Origin of the sequence: Actinomadura sp. WMMB 499, from assembly GCF_008824145.1 — a bacterium.
GTDB lineage: Bacteria > Actinomycetota > Actinomycetes > Streptosporangiales > Streptosporangiaceae > Spirillospora.
In genome coordinates this window covers 1,308,956-1,324,606 of the sequence record NZ_CP044407.1, presented here as the reverse complement: position 1 = coordinate 1,324,606, position 15,651 = coordinate 1,308,956, and the positions used below count along the sequence as shown (strand labels likewise).

Here is a 15,651-nt window from a genome sequence, read left to right as displayed (position 1 = left end):
ATGCCCGTGCCAGGCCCCCTGCGCCAGACCTGCCGCGAGTTCCTGGGAATCGACGGGGAGATCCGCTACATCTTCCCGGCGCAGGCCCGGGGCGGCGGCGCCGGTTTCATCTTCGTGGTCACCGACGACCGCATCTCGGTGATCACGACGGGAGCGCTCAGCCGCACCAGACCGAAGAGCGTGTGGGGCAGCTACCCGCGCGGGACGCGGATCGGGCCGGTGGAGACGGGCGCCGGTGCGTCGTTCCTGTTCGCCGGGGGCCAGTTCGAGCTGGACGACGAGTACGTGGCCGTCGTGAACGCGGCCGACGCGGAGATCTTCGACCGCGACAGCCTGCCCCGCGACCCCCTGCCCGACCTGTAGCGTCCCTCCCCGGCACGCGACCGGGGAGGGACGGAACCGGGCGAGGGCCTAAAGGTCGCCCTTGGTCTCCAGCCGCAGGAACGCGCGCGCGATCGGCCGGGCGGTGAGGGCCGCCTGCCAGTTGCGGGCGCCGAGCCGCCGCAGCTCCGCGCCGATCACCGACGCGGACGGCTCGTCCGGCGGCGTCCACGCGAGGCGCCGGACCACGTCGGGCTGCAGGAGGTTCTCGGCCGGCATCGAGTGCTCCTCGGCGAGGGCCGCGACGACCGCGCGGGCCGCGGTGAGCCGCTTGGCGGCCTCGGGGTCGCGGTCGGCCCAGCGGTGCGCGGGCGGCGGGCCGTCGCCGGGGACGTTCGCCGCCGGGAGCCGCCGGTCGGGCAGCTCGCGGGCGCGCGCGACGGCCCGCAGCCACGCCGACTGGTGCCGCCGGGCGGCGCGTCCCCGCATCGTGGGCAGCGCCTGCAGGTCGGGCAGGCTCTGCGGGGCCTGCTGCGCCAGCTCGATGATCGCCGCGTCCTGCAGGACGCGGCCGGGGGACAGGTCCCGCTCGCGGGCGATCTTGTCGCGCATCTCCCACACCGACCGGACGATCGCGAGCGCGCGCCGGTTGCGCACCCGGTGTATCCCGGACGTCCGCCGCCACGGGTCGGCGCGCGGCGGCTTCGGCGGCGTGGCGAGGATCGCCGCGAACTCCTCCAGCGCCCACTCGAGCTTCCCGGCCGCGGCCAGCTGGTCGTGCAGGGCGTCGCGCAGCTCGACGAGCAGCTCGACGTCCAGCGCCGCGTAGCGCAGCCAGTCGTCGGGGAGGGGCCGGTTGGACCAGTCGGCCGCCGAGTACCCCTTCTCCAGGAGGAAGCCGAGGACGTTCTCGACCATCGAGCCGAGCCCGACGCGGGGGTAGCCGAGGAGGCGCCCGGCCAGCTCGGTGTCGAACAGCCGCCGCGGCGCGAGCCCGACCTCGGCGAGGCACGGCAGGTCCTGGTTGGCGGCGTGCAGCACGATCTCGGCGTCCGCGAGCGTGGCGTCCAGCCCGGACAGGTCGGGGCAGGCGACCGGGTCGATCAGCGCGGTGCCCGCCCCGGCCCGCCGCAGCTGGACCAGGTAGGCGCGCTGCCCGTACCGGTAGCCGGACGCGCGCTCCGCGTCGACCGCGACCGGACCGTTCCCGGCGGCGAACGCGGCGATCACGCGGTCCAGCGCGGCGGCGTCCGCGACGACGGCCGGCACGCCCTCCCGCGGCTCCAGCAGCGGGACGGCCGCGGGCGCGTCCCCGGACGTCCCGTTCCGCGCCTCGTCCGCGGCCGTCCCGGAGCCGGCGGCGCCCGCGGCGGGCGGGTCGCCGCCGGTGGGGTCTGGAACGGTCCCGGCAGCCTTCCGCGCACCCGGTCCCCGCTCGGGACCGGAGGCGCGCGTCTCGGACATTCCCACGATTTCCGTGTTCTCCCCCGCCGCCTCGGTTTCGGACGCTGTGCTCACGTCCCCTACCGTACGTCGCTCAGCCGCCTCCACCGCCGGGCCCGCCCGGCAGTGCGGCGACTCCGCTGGGCGGCAGGCCCGCCGTCGTGCACATGACATCGATCCACGCGGCGACGTGACCGGCCACGTCGTCGCCGGTCGGGGACCATGAGGCGCGCACCTCGAGTTCGGTGGTGGACGGCTCGTCGCGCTTGTCGCCGAAGCTCTCGGAGACCGCGCGGGTGATCGTCCCGGAGACGCCCGCGTAGCCGACCGGCTCGAGGGCCTCGAGCAGCCAGTCCCACGCGACGGAGCCGATCAGCTCGTCCGCGGCGATGTCGGGCTCGAGGTCGGCGCGGATGTAGGCGACGACGCGGAAGCCGTTCGTCCAGCCGTCCTGGCCCTCCGGGTCGTACAGGACGATCAGCCGTCCCGTGGCGACCTCGGTGTCGTCGTCGCGGTAGACGCTGCCGGACAGCGCCGCCGCGTACGGGGCGAGGCGCTGCGGTGCGGGCATGTCCTCGAGATCGAGTTCCGGCCGGACGGCCGGGCCCTCGATGATCTCGCGGAACGTGTCGAGGACCCGCTGGAAGGCGGGTGGTGTCATGGGCTGACCGGCCTGGGCGTGGGGACGGGTGTCGGATCGGTGATGCCGGGACGGGTGGGCGCCGCGCGCGGCGACGGCCGGAGGAAGAGGGGGAACAGGCACAGCACAGGTTGTTTCGTGTCGGGGGCCGGGCCGGTCAGGCCGCGGCCCGCGTGGCGGCGCCGGCGGTGCGGCGGGCGGACGGGCGTGCGGGGGAGGCTTCGCGCGCGGGATCGGGAGACGGGTCGGGGCCGGCCAGGACGGCCGCGCCGCACTCGACGCACGCCCGTTCCGGGCAATCGGAGCCGTGCCCGTCGGAGCACGGCGGCTGCTCGAACATACGTTCATCACCGCAGGTGGAGCAGTACAAGGGGGAACCTCCCTCACCTATGACACGGATCACGTTGGCATGAGCCGGCGCCAGAATGCGGGACTTCGCTCGGCGTGTCCGGAACTTCATGCGCCCGCCGGACGTACGCGCACGGCACCGGCTGCCCCCGCGGACCGCCGCCCCGCGGGGGCGATCGTGCCGGGCCGGTGCGTGCTCGCGCGGGTTTCGTGGGACCATCGCACTGTGGCTGCCAACGCTCTGGGTACCGACGACTCCGCCCCGCCCCCGCCGGGCCCGAACTCCGGGGACGCCGCCGCCCGCGGCGGCGCGGGCGGGCTCGCGGAGAGCCCGTTCCTGCGCGCCTGCCGCCGCCGGCCGGTCCCGCACACGCCCGTGTGGTTCATGCGGCAGGCCGGACGGTCGCTGCCGGAGTATTTGCGGCTGCGCGAGGGCGTGCCGATGCTGGAGTCCTGCACCCGGCCGGACATGATCGTCGAGATCACCCTGCAGCCGGTGCGGCGGTACGCCGTGGACGCCGCGATCTTCTTCAGCGACATCATGGTGCCGCTCAAGGCGATCGGCGTCGATCTGGACATCAAGCCGGGCGTCGGCCCGGTGATCGCCGACCCGATCCGGGACGCGGCGGGCCTTCGCGCGCTCCGCCCGCTCGAACCGGACGACGTCCCGTACGTGGCCGAGGCCGTCGCGGGCCTCGTCGGGGAGCTGGGCGACACGCCGCTGATCGGCTTCGCCGGGGCCCCGTTCACGCTCGCCTCGTACCTGATCGAGGGCGGGCCGTCCAAGAACCACGAGCGCACCAAGGCCGTGATGTACGGCGAGCCCGAGCTGTGGGCCGCGCTCATGGACCGCCTCGCCGACATCACGATCGAGTTCCTGAAGGTGCAGGTCGAGGCCGGGGCGAGCGCCGTCCAGCTCTTCGACTCGTGGGTGGGCGCGGTGGCCGCGCAGGACTACCGGGCGTCGGTGCTGCCGCACACCCGCCGGATCTTCGAGGCGGTCGCGCCGCTGGGCGTCCCGCGCATCCACTTCGGCGTCGGCACCGGCGAGCTGCTCGGCCCGATGGGCGAGGCGGGCGCGGACGTCGTCGGCGTCGACTGGCGCGTGCCGCTGGACGAGGCCGTCAGCCGCGTCGAGCCCGGCAAGGCGCTGCAGGGCAACCTCGACCCCGCGATCCTGTTCGCCCCGTGGGAGACGGTCGAGCAGCGCGCGCGCGACGTGCTGGCCCGCGGACGCACGGCGGAGGGGCACATCTTCAACCTCGGGCACGGCGTGCTGCCGTCGACCGACCCGGACGTGCTCGCCCGCCTCGCGGACCTCGTCCACGAGGCGAGCGCGGAACGCACGTCCTGACGCTCGCGCGGGCGAGCGCGCGAGTCAGGGCTTGCGGGGACCGGTGCCCCCGCCCGATCCCGATCCGCCGGACTCCGGACCACCGGACGGCAGGTCGGACGGCGGGTTCGACGGCGGGTTCGACGGCGGCGGACCGGACGTGCCCGGAGGCGAGGCGCCCGGAGGCGCCATGCCGGGCGCGGGCGCGCCGGGCGCGCCGGGCACGGCGGGCGCGAGCCGGCCGCCGCCGCTCGTCCACGCGCGGAAACGGGCGCGCATCCGGTGCCGGGCCAGGTAGGCCGGGACGGCCAGCACGGCCAGCGTGACCAGGAACGGCAGCAGCCGGCCGAGCAGGACGGCGAGCCCGCCGACGAGCGTGGTGAACGCACCCCAGCCGTCCTTCAGCCCGCCGAGGAAGCCGCCCTGCTCCTCGGGCTCGACGACCTTCTTCTCCTCGGCCTTGCCGACCAGGGTGACCGTGAGGGTCGCGTAGGCGGTGCTGTCCTGCAGGGCCTTGTGGCGCGCCTGCAGCGACTCCAGGTCCGACTCCCGCTCGGAGATCTCGTCCTCGAGCTTCATGATCTCGTCGAGCGACTCGGCCCGCTCCAGCAGCTTGCGGAAGGACGCGAGCGTGGCCTCCGCCGACCGGACGCGGCTCTCCACGTCGGCGACCTCGCCCGTGACGTCCTCCGTCTCCTGGGTCAGCGCGAGTTTCTCGCCCAGCTCCGACCCCAGCCGCGCCAGCAGCTCCGCGTAGCGGTCGGCGGGGACGCGCAGCGCGATCTCGGCGCGCGGGGGCGGGCCGCTGCTCGCCGACTCGCTCCCGACGTAGCCGCCGGACGCCGTGGTGAGCTGCTTGGCGCGGGCCGCCGCCTTCTCGACGTCGTCCGCGCGCACCCTGAGCTCGGACGTGTAGATGACGGCGCGGCCCGCGGACGGGAGCTTCGCGTTCGACCCGCGCGAGCCCTCCTGCCCGCCGGCGCCCCGCTCGGTGCCGCCCTGCTCGCGGTTCTCCGCGCCCGTCCCCTGCTCCCGGGCGGCCTGGCCGCCGCCCTGCCGGGTCCCTTCGTCGCGGGCCTGCGCGGGCGCGCTCTCCGCCGTGTCGCTCCCGCCCGAGCACCCGGCGAGCAGCCCGGCCAGGAGTAGAGTGATCAGCACGAATGTCGATTGCCTGACGCTTCTGGCGATCCGCATGCGGCTTGGACGACGTGGCGCGGGTCACCGTTCCGGGGGACGAATCGCGAAACGGGCACGAAGCGGGCACGTCCGGGTCACGGCCGGGCGTCCCCGCGGGCCGGCCGTGACCCGGACGTGCCGGTGGGGCGGGAACCGGTGGGTCAGGGGTTCGCGGCCCCTCCGGTCAGCAGCATCGGCCCGCCGATGTTCACGGCCCCCAGCATCCACAGGTCGCCGGTGCCGGGGACGACGGCCAGCGCACTCCCGTTGAAGTTGCTCCGGTTCGGCGCCGGGGTCGTCCGCACCCGCCGCCACGTCCCGCCGTCCAGGCGCAGCAGCCCGGGCTCGGCCGGTTCGTGCAGGGAGTGGCCGAGGGCCCACAGCGTTCCGTCCGGTCCCGCGGCGAGCTCGCCGAGCTCGTTGAGGCCCGCGGGCGGTTCGACGTTCGTCCACGAGGCGCCGTCCCAGCGCATGATGACGGGCGTGGCGGGAGACGTGCGGCGGTTGGTGCCGACGGCCCACGCCTCGGTGGGCGAGACCCCGATCACGTCCGTCAGCCACGCCGATCCCGGAGGCTGCTCCACCGGGACGTCGCGCCACTCCCGGCCGTCGAAGCGGCGCGCGACCGTATCGCCGGTGGAGCCGTCGGACTTGCCCAGCATCCAGATGTCGTCGTCCGCCCGGATGTGCATGGCGCTCAGCGTGCCGTCCTGGAAGGCCGGTGGCGCGACGTGCGTCCACGTGCCGCCCGTCCGGCGGTAGATCCCGCCGGTGCTCAGCAGCCAGACGTCCGCGCCCCGCACCTGAAGCCCGGCGGAGGCCGAGCCCGCCGGGAGTTCGACCTCCGTGAAGGCGGTCCCGGTGAAGCGGGCCACGTACGGCTCGCTCGGGTAGCCCTCCCAGGCCGAACCGTCCAGGTAGCGGGTGCCGTTGATCCACACGTCCTCCGGCCCGGAGGCGTGCACGCCGGTGATGGTGCCGTGACGGGACAGGCCGCCGAGGTCGTACTCGACCCAGCGGTCGCCCGTCCAGCGCCGCACGACCGGGTTGCCGGGGATGGTCGACCCGAAGCCGGGGATGGGGCCGGGCACGGTGAGCTCGCCCTGGAGGCCGCTGATCCAGACGCTGTCGGGGGAGGCGGCGGCGAGGCCGTAGAGGCGGTTCTCCGGCCAGAACCAGGGGAGCCCCACGGATTCGAGGTCGAGGGGCGCGGCGGGGTCGGCGGCGGTCGCGGCGGCGGGCAGGGGGGAGGCGCTCGCCGAGGGAGCGGCCAGCACCAGCCCGGCGCCCAGCACGCAGGCGCCGGTGCCCGCGCCCGCGCGGCGGAGGAACGTCCGAAGATCCATGTGTGCCAGTATTCACTGGCGCAGTCGCGCGTTCTTGTCATGCGCGGCACAAAACCCGTCCGGCATCGGCCCGCCGGAGCCGCCCCGGTGCACGATACGGCGGGACGTCTGGAAGGCTGGAGGCATGACCACGTCCCATGCCGTCGTCATCGGAGGCGGCATCGCGGGCCTCGCCGCCGCGCGCCTGCTCGCCCGCGCGGGCGTCCGGACGACCGTGCTGGAAGGCTCTCCCCGGATCGGCGGCAAGCTGCGCGTCAGCGAGATCGCCGGGATCCCCGTCGACGAGGGCGCCGAGTCGATGCTGGCGCGCCGCCCCGAGGGCCTCGACCTGCTGCGCGACCTCGGCCGCGACGGCGAGCTCGTGCACCCCGGCACCACGTCGTCGGGCATCCGCAGCCGCGGCGCGCTCCGCCCGATCCCGTCCGGGCAGGTCATGGGCGTCCCCTCCGACCTGAAGGCGCTCGCCGCCGCCCAGGTGCTGTCCCCGGCGGGGCTGGCCCGGGTGCCGCTCGACCGGGTCCTGCCCGACACGCCGCTCGGCGCGGACGTCTCCGTCGCGGGCTACATCGGCGCCCGCGTCGGCTCCGAGGTCGTGGACCGGCTCGTCGAGCCGCTGCTCGGCGGCGTCTACGCGGGCCGCACCGAGCTGCTGTCGTTCGAGTCCACGATGCCGGCCCTCGCCGCCGCCGCGCGCTCGCACCGCTCGCTGATCGACGCGGTGCGGAGCGTCCGCGACGCCGCCCCGGCGAACTCCGGCCCGGTGTTCACGACGCTGCCCGGCGGGCTCGGCGCGCTCCCCGGCCTGGTCGCGGACGACCTGACCGCCGCGGGCGGGACCGTCCGCACCGGTGCGACGGTCCGCGGGCTGCGGCGCCGTCCGGACGGCTGGCGGCTCACCGTCGGCCCGGCCCGCGCGCCCGAGACGCTGGACGCCGACGCGGTCGTGGTCGCGGTTCCGGCGGCGCCCGCGTCGCGCCTGCTGGAGCCCGACGTGCCCGCCGCCGCCCGCGCGCTGGCCGGCATCGAGTACGCGAGCATGGCGATCGTCACGCTCGCCTACCCCGTCGCGGCGTTCCCCGAGTTCCCGCGGGGCAGCGGCTACCTCGTCCCGGCGGTGGAGAACGCGCACGGGGTGAAGGCCGTGACGTTCAGCTCCGTGAAGTGGCCCCACCTGCGCGACCGCGAGCCGGGCCTCGTCGCCGTCCGGTGCTCCATCGGCCGGTTCGGCGAGGAGCACACCCTGCAGAAGACCGACGAGGAGCTGATCGCGGCGGCGACGGCGGAACTGGCCGCGACCTGCGGCGCCGCCGACGTGCCCGTGGCCACCCGGGTGACGCGCTGGGGCGGCGGCCTCCCGCAGTACAACGTCGGCCACGCCGACCGCGTGGCCGCGGTCCGCGCCGCGGTCGCCGTGCAGCCGGGGCTGGCGGTCGCGGGCGCCGCCTACGACGGCCTCGGCGTCCCCGCGTGCCTCGCGACGGCGCGCGCGGCGGCCGACCGGGTACTGGACCACCTGCGCAGTCGAGAAGGAGCAGCGACATGACCGAGTCCGCGGCGAAGCCGAAGGCACGCGACCTCAACAAGCAGATCCGCTACACCATGTGGTCGGTCTTCCGGGTGGCGCGCCAGGGGGAGATCGGCGAGAAGGACGCCGCCGAGGTGCAGGACCTCCTGGACCAGGCCGGCCAGAAGGACGTCACCACCCGCGGCCTCTACGACGTCGCCGGGCTGCGCGCCGACGCCGACTACATGTTCTGGTGGCACGCGCCCGGCTCCGACGACCTCCAGGAGGTCTACAGCCGGTTCCGCCGCACCGCGCTCGGGCGCGCGAGCGAGCCCGTCTGGTCGCAGATGGCGCTGCACCGCCCGGCGGAGTTCAACAAGAGCCACATCCCCGCGTTCCTCGCCGACGAGGAGCCGCGCGCGTACGTGTGCGTCTACCCGTTCGTCCGGTCCCTGGAGTGGTACCTGCTGCCCGACGAGGAGCGGCGCGGGATGCTCGCCGAGCACGGCAAGATGGCCCGCGACTACCCGGACGTCCGCGCCAACACCGTCTCGGCGTTCGCGCTCGGCGACTTCGAGTGGATGCTCGCGTTCGAGGCCGACGAGCTGCACCGCATCGTCGACCTCATGCGCCACCTGCGCGGCGCCAAGGCCCGGCTGCACACGCGCGAGGAGATCCCGTTCTACACGGGCCGCCGCAAGCCGCTCGGCGAGCTGATCGCGTCCCTCCCGTAGGGCGCGGTCAGTCGCCCCCGCCGCCGGAGTCGCCGCCCCCGCCGGAGTCGCCGCCATGGCCGTACCGCCGGTCGGCGGCGGCGCCGGACGTGCCGCCCCATCCGCGCGAGCGGAACCCGCGGGGCCGGAAGCCCACCCGCTTCGGGACGGGGTTCTGGAGAACCTCGCGCATCTTGGCGTCCTCGACGGCGGACGGGCCGAGGGCGGCGAGCCGGGCGACGTCCGGGGACGTCCCGTCGGGCGGGAAGCCGTCCAGGACGCCGCTTCGTGCGGCGTCCAGGACGATGCGTCCCTCACGGGTCGGCCGGAGACCGCGGAACGACCCCGCGCCCAGCAGCCCGTCGTCCACCATGGGCTCGGTGAGGTCCCAGACCGCGTCGGCGGCGGCGGCGTACACGAGCAGATCGGCCAGGGGCGTCCCGGCATGTCCGATCTCCTCCAGTAACGCCGCCTGCACCGGGTCGAGCTCGTCGGCGTCGGTGTCGTCGGCGTCGTCCTCGACCGCGTCCACGCGGCGCGTCAGCCGGGACACCCGCACGCGGCGCCGCTCGTAGAGGGCGAGCAGTGCCGTCTGCACCACCCGTTCCTCCTTGCCCGCCAGGAACGCGATCTCGTAGGGACCGGTCATGGTGCCCCCTTGCGGCGTGCCGTCGCCTGTTGGACGGGCGGCACGCTCAGGGGGTTGCCGGGGGCCGGTGGCCGGTCCGGGTCACTCGGCGGGTTCGAGGGTCATCGAGATCGAGTTGATGCAGTAGCGGTCGTCGGTCGGGGTGTCGTAGCCCTCGCCGTGGAACACGTGGCCGAGGTGCGAGTCGCACGTGGCGCACAGCACCTCGGTCCGGACCGTGCCGAGGGAGCGGTCGTCGCGCAGGACGACCGCGTCGGAGTCGGCGGGCGCGAAGAACGACGGCCAGCCGCAGTGGCTCTCGAACTTGGTGTCCGAACGGAACAGCTCGGTGCCGCAGGCGCGGCAGCGGTAGACACCGACGGTCTTGGTGTCGGTGTACTCGCCGGTGAACGGCTTCTCGGTGCCCGCCTCGCGGAGCACGTGGTACTCCTCCGGCGACAGCTGGGCCCGCCACTCGTCCTCGCTCTTGCGGATCTTCTCCATGCCATCGAACGTACCCGGCGCCTTCCCGGGAATGTCGGCCCCCTGGGTTAACGTGCAGGCATGGCCTCGCCCTTCATCGAGATCCCGGTCGGGGATCGGCTCGTCAAGGTGTCCAATCCCGACAAGCCGTACTTCCCGGAGCACGGATACACCAAGCGGCAGCTGGTGGAGTACTACCTCGCCGTGGGGGAGGGCATCCTGCGCGCCACCCGCGACCGGCCGACGACGCTGGAGCGCTGGCCCGCCGGGGTGTTCGAGGGCGCCAAGATGGCCACCCGGGAGGACTACGCGCGCGGGCAGGCGGGAATGGGCGCGGGCAAGTCCGACGCGTTCTACCAGAAGCGGATCCCCAAGGGCGCGCCCGACTGGGTGCCCACGGCGCGGATCGCGTTCCCCAGCGGCAGGTCCGCCGACGAGGTGGCGCCGTCCGAGGTCGCGGTGATCGCCTGGGCGGCCAACCTCGGCACGCTGACGTTCCACCCGTGGCCGGTCCGCAAGGGCGACGTCGACCACCCGGACGAGCTGCGCATCGACCTCGACCCGCAGCCCGGCACCGGCTTCGCGGACGCGGTGCGGGTCGCGCTCGGCCCCGCCCGCGAGCTGCTCGGCGAACTCGGCTACACCGGCTACGTCAAGACGTCCGGCAAGGCGGGCGTGCACATCTACGTGCGGATCGAGCCCCGCTGGACGTTCACCGAGGTGCGGCGGGCCGCGCTCGCGTTCGGCCGCGAGGTGGAGCGCCGCGCCCCGGCGGAGGTCACCACCCGCTGGTGGAAGGAGGAGCGCGGCGAGCAGGTCTTCATCGACTTCAACCAGAACGCCCGCGACCGCACCATCGCCTCCGCCTACAGCGTCCGCCCGGCCCCGCACGCGCCCGTCTCCGCACCCGTGACCTGGGACGAGCTGGCCGACGTCGACCCGCGCGACCTCACCATCGCCACGATGCCCGGCCGGTTCGCCGAGATCGGCGACCTGCACGCGGGCATCGACGGCGCCGCGTTCTCGCTGGAGCGGCTGCTGGAGATGGCCGACCGCGACGAGAACGACCACGGCCTCGGCGACATGCCGTACCCGCCGAACTATCCGAAGATGCCCGGCGAGCCCAAGCGCGTCCAGCCCAGCAAGGACACCGACCAGAACTGACGGGCGAGGCCGCCGCCCCCGGCGTGGGGGAGCGGCGGCCCCTGCTCCTCACGGATGCGTCAGTGGAACCGGCGCTCCTGCACCGGGAGGCTCACCTCGGCCGGGCCCCGCCACACCGACTTCGGGCGCGGGACGACGAGGTCCGCCGGGGCGTCCCCGGTCGTCGCCACCACCGGGAACCGGATCGAGCTGGACGCCAGGTCCACGGTCACCGTCGCGCCGGTGGGCGTCTCGGTGTTGTAGTCCGCGTCCGTCCCGGCCAGGATCAGCCCGAGCCGGTGGCCCTTCTTCAGGACGTACTCCTGGCTCAGCGTCTCCCACCGGACGTCCTCGAACTCGCCCGGCGTCAGCGGTTCCGGATCGCTCAGCGAGTCGTGGTTCTGCACGTCCAGCCAGCCGCGCGCGATCACGTTGACCGGCGAGGTCGTCGTGGTGACGCGCGTCTCCCGGTAGCAGGCGTCGTCGAACGCGGTGCTCGCGCCGTGGCAGCTCTCGGTGTCGAGGGTCTCGATGCCCGAGCCGGGCCCGAGATGGTCGACGCGCTCGGCCGTCCCGTAGTCGACGAGCAGCGCCGTCACGTTCGCCGTCGGCTCGTCGAGCTTGACGCGCAGCCGGACGTCCGGGGTGCCCGACAACCGGCCGTCGTCCGGCAGCGGGCCCGACACGAACGCCGCCCGGTACGGGCGGTCGGCCGTCGGGTCCTCGACCATCGCGCCCTCGGAGTACCCGTGGCCCTCGGGTCCGGCCGCGTCGGTGAACGCCGCCGTCGACCCCTTCGGGGTGCGCTGCTGCGCGAGCGTCCCGTCGTCGCGGGGCCGCAGGATCACCGTCTCGCCGTCCCGCGACGGCCAGTCGTCCTGGGTGATCCACTCGTCCGGCCCGACCTCGATGTCGGCGCGCGGCTCGTCGGTGATCCCGTTGTCGACGCCGTGCAGTTCGTGGTCGAACCAGCGGTGCAGCGTCCGGACCCACTCGTCCCGGCGGAAGTCGAACGGGTCGACGTGCCCGCGCTGCGTCAGCCACACCTTTCGCTCGACGTCGTGCTGCGCGAGCTCCTCCCACCACAGCGAGAAGTGGTCGCCCTTGACGTTGAGGTCGTTCACGGCGTGGATCGCGAAGACGCTCGCGCGCACCTTGCTCGCCCGCGTGATCGTCCCGTGCCGGTAGTCGGTCGTCTTCCAGTAGTCGTTGTAGTTGCCCGTGGCGTCGTCCTCGCCCGCGTCGAGGTCGGCGTTCACCGCCGCGCACTTCTCGGGCGGATCGGTGTCGACGTAGCCCGCGAGCCACGGCTGCTCGTCCGTCCAGTACTTCACGCCGTTCATCCGGCTGTAGTTGTACCAGCCGCTGATCGCCGTGATCGGGACGATCGTCTCCAGCCCCTCGACGCCCATCGCCGCGACCCCGTTCGCGAGCGTCCCGTCGTAGGACTTGCCGATCATCGCGGTGCTGCCGGTGGTCCAGCCGGCCTCGACCGGCGTGCCGTCCGCGCGGAACGCCTGCGCGCGCCCGTTCAGCCAGTCGACGACCGCCTTGCCGCCGAGCACGTCCGCCGGCCCGCCGCTCACCGGGCAGCCGTCGGACCGGGTCGTCCCGATCATGTCCACCGCGAGGTACGCGTAGCCGCGCGGGACGAAGTAGTTGTCGTAGAACAGGGGGAACTTCAGCGGGTCGCCGTTCGCGTCGTAGGACTTGCGCTCGCCCTCGTTGCCGCGCCCCGCGTTGTCGTAGTACGGGCTCTCGTCCATGATGACCGGGACCTTGAGGCCCTGCTCGGTCTCCCGCGGACGGACGATGTCCACGGCGACGCGGTCGAGTTCGCCGTCCCGGTCGCTGTCCACCTCCGACTGGACGAACACGTGCTCGCGGATCGCGTCCTCGTAGGAGAAGGCGGGCTGGGTCGCGCCGTCCCGCACCACGATCTCGGGCGCCGTGCGGGCGAGCGCCGCCGTCCCGCCGCCCGCCGCGAGCGCCGCACCGGTCAGTACGGCGAGCGCGGCCGTCCGCCCGGTCCGTCTCAGGGGTCTCCTGGCCAACCTGGCCTCCCGGTAGTAAGGAATGATCTCCACCGGGCCACACGCTCCCGAACCGGCGGCGCCGGGTAAAGGGCGGTGCTCTGCTAACTCGCGGGGTTTTTGGTCATGTCCTGCCCTTGTGTCCGGCCGTCCGGTGCGGGCGGCGAGGTGCAAGCCCTCCAGGAAGGGGAAAGGGCCTCCGCATGGGATGGCATTACCGAAAATCGATCCGACTCGGACCCTTCCGCCTCAACCTGTCGCGGGCCGGCGTCGGGCACAGCGTCGGCGCGCGCGGTGCCCGCTACACGCGTTCCGCGCACGGGCACCGCTACCTCACCCTCCGGATCCCCGGGACGGGCCTGTCCTGGCGCCGCCGTATCCGCAGCGGTTCCCGCCGCACCACCCGCCGCCGCTGATCCCTCCCGCCGGGGGGCCGCGAAAGTCCGGCGGCCTCCGCGATTCGCGGAGGCCGCCGTACGGGCTCGGGGAGCGGGGATCAAAGGACGAGGTCTTCGGGACGGACCACTTCGCGGGGTACGGGGAACGCCTCCCGTCCCTCCAGCGGATCGGCCTGGACGTGCGCGTCCAGGTTCAGGTCCGTCAGGGTGCCGATGCTGCGCACCGGGACCTGGTAAGTCCGGTACGCGCCGTACGAGAACTCCTCCTCGCCGGGGAGGCCGGCGATGAGCGCCGCCTGGCTGAGCAGGTAGCCGGTCACCGACAGCGCGCCGTCCTCCCGCGTCATCGCGACGATCTTCCAGAACTGGCGGGGCAGGCCGATCCCGCGGTGGACGTCGTCGTCCGGGGCCAGGACCGGGCCGGTGAACACGCTGACGGTCAGGTCGCGGTTGTCGGCGTTGCGCAGGACGTAGTCCTCGAGGCCGAGCCAGAGCGTCGCGCCGGCGTTGAAATCGTGGTGCTGCGGGGAGGCGTTGGTGTAGTGGAAGGTGTCGGCGCAGGCGGCCCCGGCCCGCGCTTCGGTGCCCCAGGCCGGGTCGAGGCGGCGGACGAGGTGGCCGCGGTCGAGCTCGGGGTCGCCGTAGAGCTCCTCGCCCGCCTGCTCGGCGGCGGGCAGCCGGGGGTCGAAGGACCAGCGGTCCCGGTCACGGCGCGGCCGCCGCGCCTGCCCGCCGTCGATGTTGCAGGCGGTGAACAGCGCGAGTTTCCGCTGCCGGTGCATGACGACGCTGAAGTGGTGGTAGCGCAGTTCCGCCGAGACGAGGGCCGCCAGGTCGGGCGACGGCACGGGCAGCGGGAGCGGGCGGGCCAGGAACGCGGGATCGTAGCCCTCCCGGTCGCTGTAGCCGGCTTCGAGCGCCGTCGCCGCCCGCTCGCCCGCGACCCGCCCGTCCCCGTCACCGTCCGCGAGCCGCAGCGTGATGTCGATCGGCCCCGGGACGACGAGCTTCAGCCCGTCGGACGGCGCGGCGGCGGCGAGCGGGACGGGCACCGCCGCGGGCGCGGAAGCGGTGACGGCCTGCTCGATCCGTTCGCGGGCGAAGAGCTCGTCGGCGAGCGCGCGCTGCTCCGGGGACAGCGGCGCCTCCCGGATCGCCCGGCAGACGCGGCTGATGCGCACCCCCTCGTTGACGAAACCGCCGAGCTCCTGCTGCTCGGGCACGGGGACGCTCGCGTGGTGCAGCGCGACGACCTCCCACTGGTCGTTGAACACCGGTGAGCCGGACGACCCGGGCTCGGTGTCGGCCGCGTAGTGCAGGTGCCGCTCGGGAACGTCGACGATCTTGTTCTCCCGAAGCGAGACCTGCTTCTTGTCCCCGCGCGGATGCTGGATGATCGTGACGAACTCCCCGATGATCGTCTTGCCCGCCGCCTCGACCAGCCGGTTGTGGCCGTACCCCGCGAGCCCGCCGTCCGGCGACATCACCGCGACCAGGGCGAAGTCGAGCTCGGCGTCGGCGACGAAGAAGCGGTCCGGGTCGAGCGGGAACGTCCGGGGCGCGAGCGGCCGTCCGTCCACGCCGTCCTGGTAGTCGAACTCGATGACGCTGGCGCGGGCCGTTTCGACGTCGGGGAGCACGTGGTGGTTGGTCAGCAGCAGGCTGGAGGAGACCATGGATCCGGTGCCGTACCCCGCCGTCCGGCCGCGGCCGTCCCGGATGTCGACCCGCCCGACGGTTCGCGCGGCGACCACCCCCGCGTCCAGGTAGCGCACGCCGACGTAGTCGACCGTGTTGATGATCTTCTCGAGGCGCGCCGCCGGAGCCGCCCCGGCCGGCTCCACCAGGTTCCCGTCGCCGTAGAACCGGTTGAGCCGGTCGATCCGCTCGGCGATCCGCTCCGGCGTGTCGGCCTCGGCGACTCCGCCCGGCGAGGCCAGCACCCGTTCGTTACCCCGCCGCTCCGCGGCGCGCTCCGCCACCCGCTGCGCGGCCGCTTCCCGCTGCCGCCGCTCCTGCTCCCGCTCCAGCAGTCTCATGATCATCATCCAATCGTTAAATAGGCTGGAAGTTCAGGATTAATTGCAATGTGCCCAGCCATCGTGCGATTTGGCCATAGGCTGGTTGCCATTTTTGCCTGAC

15 protein-coding genes are annotated in these 15,651 nt (G+C 74.1%); 6 read left to right on the top strand and 9 right to left on the bottom strand.

Translation table 11 applies throughout. The annotated features are described in order from the left end of the window. Positions 1 to 363 (top strand): hypothetical protein, encoded by a 363-nt coding sequence (locus F7P10_RS05635; protein ID WP_151008383.1) that lies wholly within the window; start codon positions 1 to 3, stop codon positions 361 to 363. 48 nt (positions 364 to 411) lie between these two features. On the opposite strand, the gene F7P10_RS05630 is transcribed toward F7P10_RS05635, so the two are convergent. From F7P10_RS05630 to F7P10_RS05620, 3 genes are all read right to left on the bottom strand, one after another. Further along, positions 412 to 1,839: a ribonuclease D gene (locus F7P10_RS05630; RefSeq protein WP_254716420.1), complete on the bottom strand. Its 1,428-nt coding sequence runs from the start codon at positions 1,837 to 1,839 to the stop codon at positions 412 to 414. A 19-nt stretch (positions 1,840 to 1,858) separates the two neighbouring features. Further along, entirely contained in the window at positions 1,859 to 2,425 is a 567-nt protein-coding gene (locus tag F7P10_RS05625) for a DUF3000 domain-containing protein (RefSeq protein WP_151008382.1), read from the bottom strand. Between the two features lie 136 nt (positions 2,426 to 2,561). Beyond that, positions 2,562 to 2,744, bottom strand: a complete 183-nt coding sequence (locus tag F7P10_RS05620; protein WP_151008381.1) for a hypothetical protein — start codon at positions 2,742 to 2,744, stop codon at positions 2,562 to 2,564. Positions 2,745 to 3,128: 384 nt separating this feature from the next. Here F7P10_RS05620 and hemE point away from each other — a divergent pair, with 384 nt between their 5' ends. Then, positions 3,129 to 4,106 (top strand): uroporphyrinogen decarboxylase, encoded by a 978-nt coding sequence (hemE, locus tag F7P10_RS05615; RefSeq protein ID WP_254716729.1) that lies wholly within the window; start codon positions 3,129 to 3,131, stop codon positions 4,104 to 4,106. Between the two features lie 24 nt (positions 4,107 to 4,130). Here the strand turns inward: hemE and F7P10_RS05610 are convergent, their stop codons facing one another. Both F7P10_RS05610 and F7P10_RS05605 read right to left on the bottom strand, forming a co-directional pair. Then, positions 4,131 to 5,243, bottom strand: a complete 1,113-nt coding sequence (locus F7P10_RS05610) for a DUF4349 domain-containing protein (RefSeq protein ID WP_176611312.1) — start codon at positions 5,241 to 5,243, stop codon at positions 4,131 to 4,133. 179 nt (positions 5,244 to 5,422) lie between these two features. Beyond that, a complete protein-coding gene (locus F7P10_RS05605; protein ID WP_151008379.1) occupies positions 5,423 to 6,607 on the bottom strand; it encodes a hypothetical protein in 1,185 nt (394 codons plus the stop codon). 124 nt (positions 6,608 to 6,731) lie between these two features. On the opposite strand from F7P10_RS05605, the gene hemG reads away from it, so the two are divergent. Further along, a complete protein-coding gene (gene hemG / locus F7P10_RS05600; RefSeq protein ID WP_151008378.1) occupies positions 6,732 to 8,150 on the top strand; it encodes a protoporphyrinogen oxidase in 1,419 nt (472 codons plus the stop codon). Then, positions 8,147 to 8,845 (top strand): hydrogen peroxide-dependent heme synthase, encoded by a 699-nt coding sequence (gene hemQ / locus F7P10_RS05595; RefSeq protein ID WP_151008377.1) that lies wholly within the window; start codon positions 8,147 to 8,149, stop codon positions 8,843 to 8,845. The genes hemG and hemQ overlap by 4 nt, the downstream gene beginning before the upstream one ends. A 7-nt stretch (positions 8,846 to 8,852) precedes the next feature. On the opposite strand, the gene F7P10_RS05590 is transcribed toward hemQ, so the two are convergent. After that, positions 8,853 to 9,473 (bottom strand): TIGR04222 domain-containing membrane protein, encoded by a 621-nt coding sequence (locus F7P10_RS05590; RefSeq protein WP_151008376.1) that lies wholly within the window; start codon positions 9,471 to 9,473, stop codon positions 8,853 to 8,855. A gap of 81 nt (positions 9,474 to 9,554) precedes the next feature. Continuing rightward, the gene (gene msrB / locus F7P10_RS05585; RefSeq protein ID WP_151008375.1) at positions 9,555 to 9,956 is read right to left on the bottom strand and encodes a peptide-methionine (R)-S-oxide reductase MsrB; all 402 of its coding nucleotides are present in this window, start codon (positions 9,954 to 9,956) and stop codon (positions 9,555 to 9,557) included. Between the two features lie 60 nt (positions 9,957 to 10,016). Between msrB and F7P10_RS05580 the strand changes: the two genes are divergently transcribed. Next, positions 10,017 to 11,099, top strand: coding sequence for a DNA polymerase domain-containing protein (locus F7P10_RS05580; RefSeq protein ID WP_151008374.1), 1,083 nt, complete (start codon positions 10,017 to 10,019; stop codon positions 11,097 to 11,099). A 59-nt stretch (positions 11,100 to 11,158) separates the two neighbouring features. Here F7P10_RS05580 and F7P10_RS05575 read toward each other — a convergent pair whose 3' ends face one another. Next, positions 11,159 to 13,165, bottom strand: coding sequence for a Xaa-Pro dipeptidyl-peptidase (locus F7P10_RS05575; RefSeq protein ID WP_254716419.1), 2,007 nt, complete (start codon positions 13,163 to 13,165; stop codon positions 11,159 to 11,161). Between the two features lie 149 nt (positions 13,166 to 13,314). Between F7P10_RS05575 and F7P10_RS05570 the strand changes: the two genes are divergently transcribed. Next, the gene (locus F7P10_RS05570; protein ID WP_151008373.1) at positions 13,315 to 13,527 is read left to right on the top strand and encodes a DUF4236 domain-containing protein; all 213 of its coding nucleotides are present in this window, start codon (positions 13,315 to 13,317) and stop codon (positions 13,525 to 13,527) included. Between the two features lie 80 nt (positions 13,528 to 13,607). Here F7P10_RS05570 and F7P10_RS05565 read toward each other — a convergent pair whose 3' ends face one another. After that, positions 13,608 to 15,548 (bottom strand): DNA/RNA non-specific endonuclease, encoded by a 1,941-nt coding sequence (locus tag F7P10_RS05565; protein ID WP_151017852.1) that lies wholly within the window; start codon positions 15,546 to 15,548, stop codon positions 13,608 to 13,610. Positions 15,549 to 15,651: the final 103 nt, after the last annotated feature.

Excerpts from the sequence above, each read along its gene's own strand:
- F7P10_RS05565 (WP_151017852.1), bottom strand. The coding sequence starts at position 15,548 with ATGAGACTGCTGGAGCGGGAGCAGGAGCGGCGGCAGCGGGAAGCGGCC.
- F7P10_RS05635 (WP_151008383.1), top strand. The coding sequence starts at position 1 with ATGCCCGTGCCAGGCCCCCTGCGCCAGACCTGCCGCGAGTTCCTGGGA.
- F7P10_RS05570 (WP_151008373.1), top strand. The coding sequence starts at position 13,315 with ATGGGATGGCATTACCGAAAATCGATCCGACTCGGACCCTTCCGCCTC.
- F7P10_RS05580 (WP_151008374.1), top strand. The coding sequence starts at position 10,017 with ATGGCCTCGCCCTTCATCGAGATCCCGGTCGGGGATCGGCTCGTCAAG.
- F7P10_RS05590 (WP_151008376.1), bottom strand. The coding sequence starts at position 9,473 with ATGACCGGTCCCTACGAGATCGCGTTCCTGGCGGGCAAGGAGGAACGG.
- hemQ (WP_151008377.1), top strand. The coding sequence starts at position 8,147 with ATGACCGAGTCCGCGGCGAAGCCGAAGGCACGCGACCTCAACAAGCAG.
- F7P10_RS05605 (WP_151008379.1), bottom strand. The coding sequence starts at position 6,607 with ATGGATCTTCGGACGTTCCTCCGCCGCGCGGGCGCGGGCACCGGCGCC.
- msrB (WP_151008375.1), bottom strand. The coding sequence starts at position 9,956 with ATGGAGAAGATCCGCAAGAGCGAGGACGAGTGGCGGGCCCAGCTGTCG.
- F7P10_RS05620 (WP_151008381.1), bottom strand. The coding sequence starts at position 2,744 with ATGTTCGAGCAGCCGCCGTGCTCCGACGGGCACGGCTCCGATTGCCCG.
- F7P10_RS05625 (WP_151008382.1), bottom strand. The coding sequence starts at position 2,425 with ATGACACCACCCGCCTTCCAGCGGGTCCTCGACACGTTCCGCGAGATC.
- hemG (WP_151008378.1), top strand. The coding sequence starts at position 6,732 with ATGACCACGTCCCATGCCGTCGTCATCGGAGGCGGCATCGCGGGCCTC.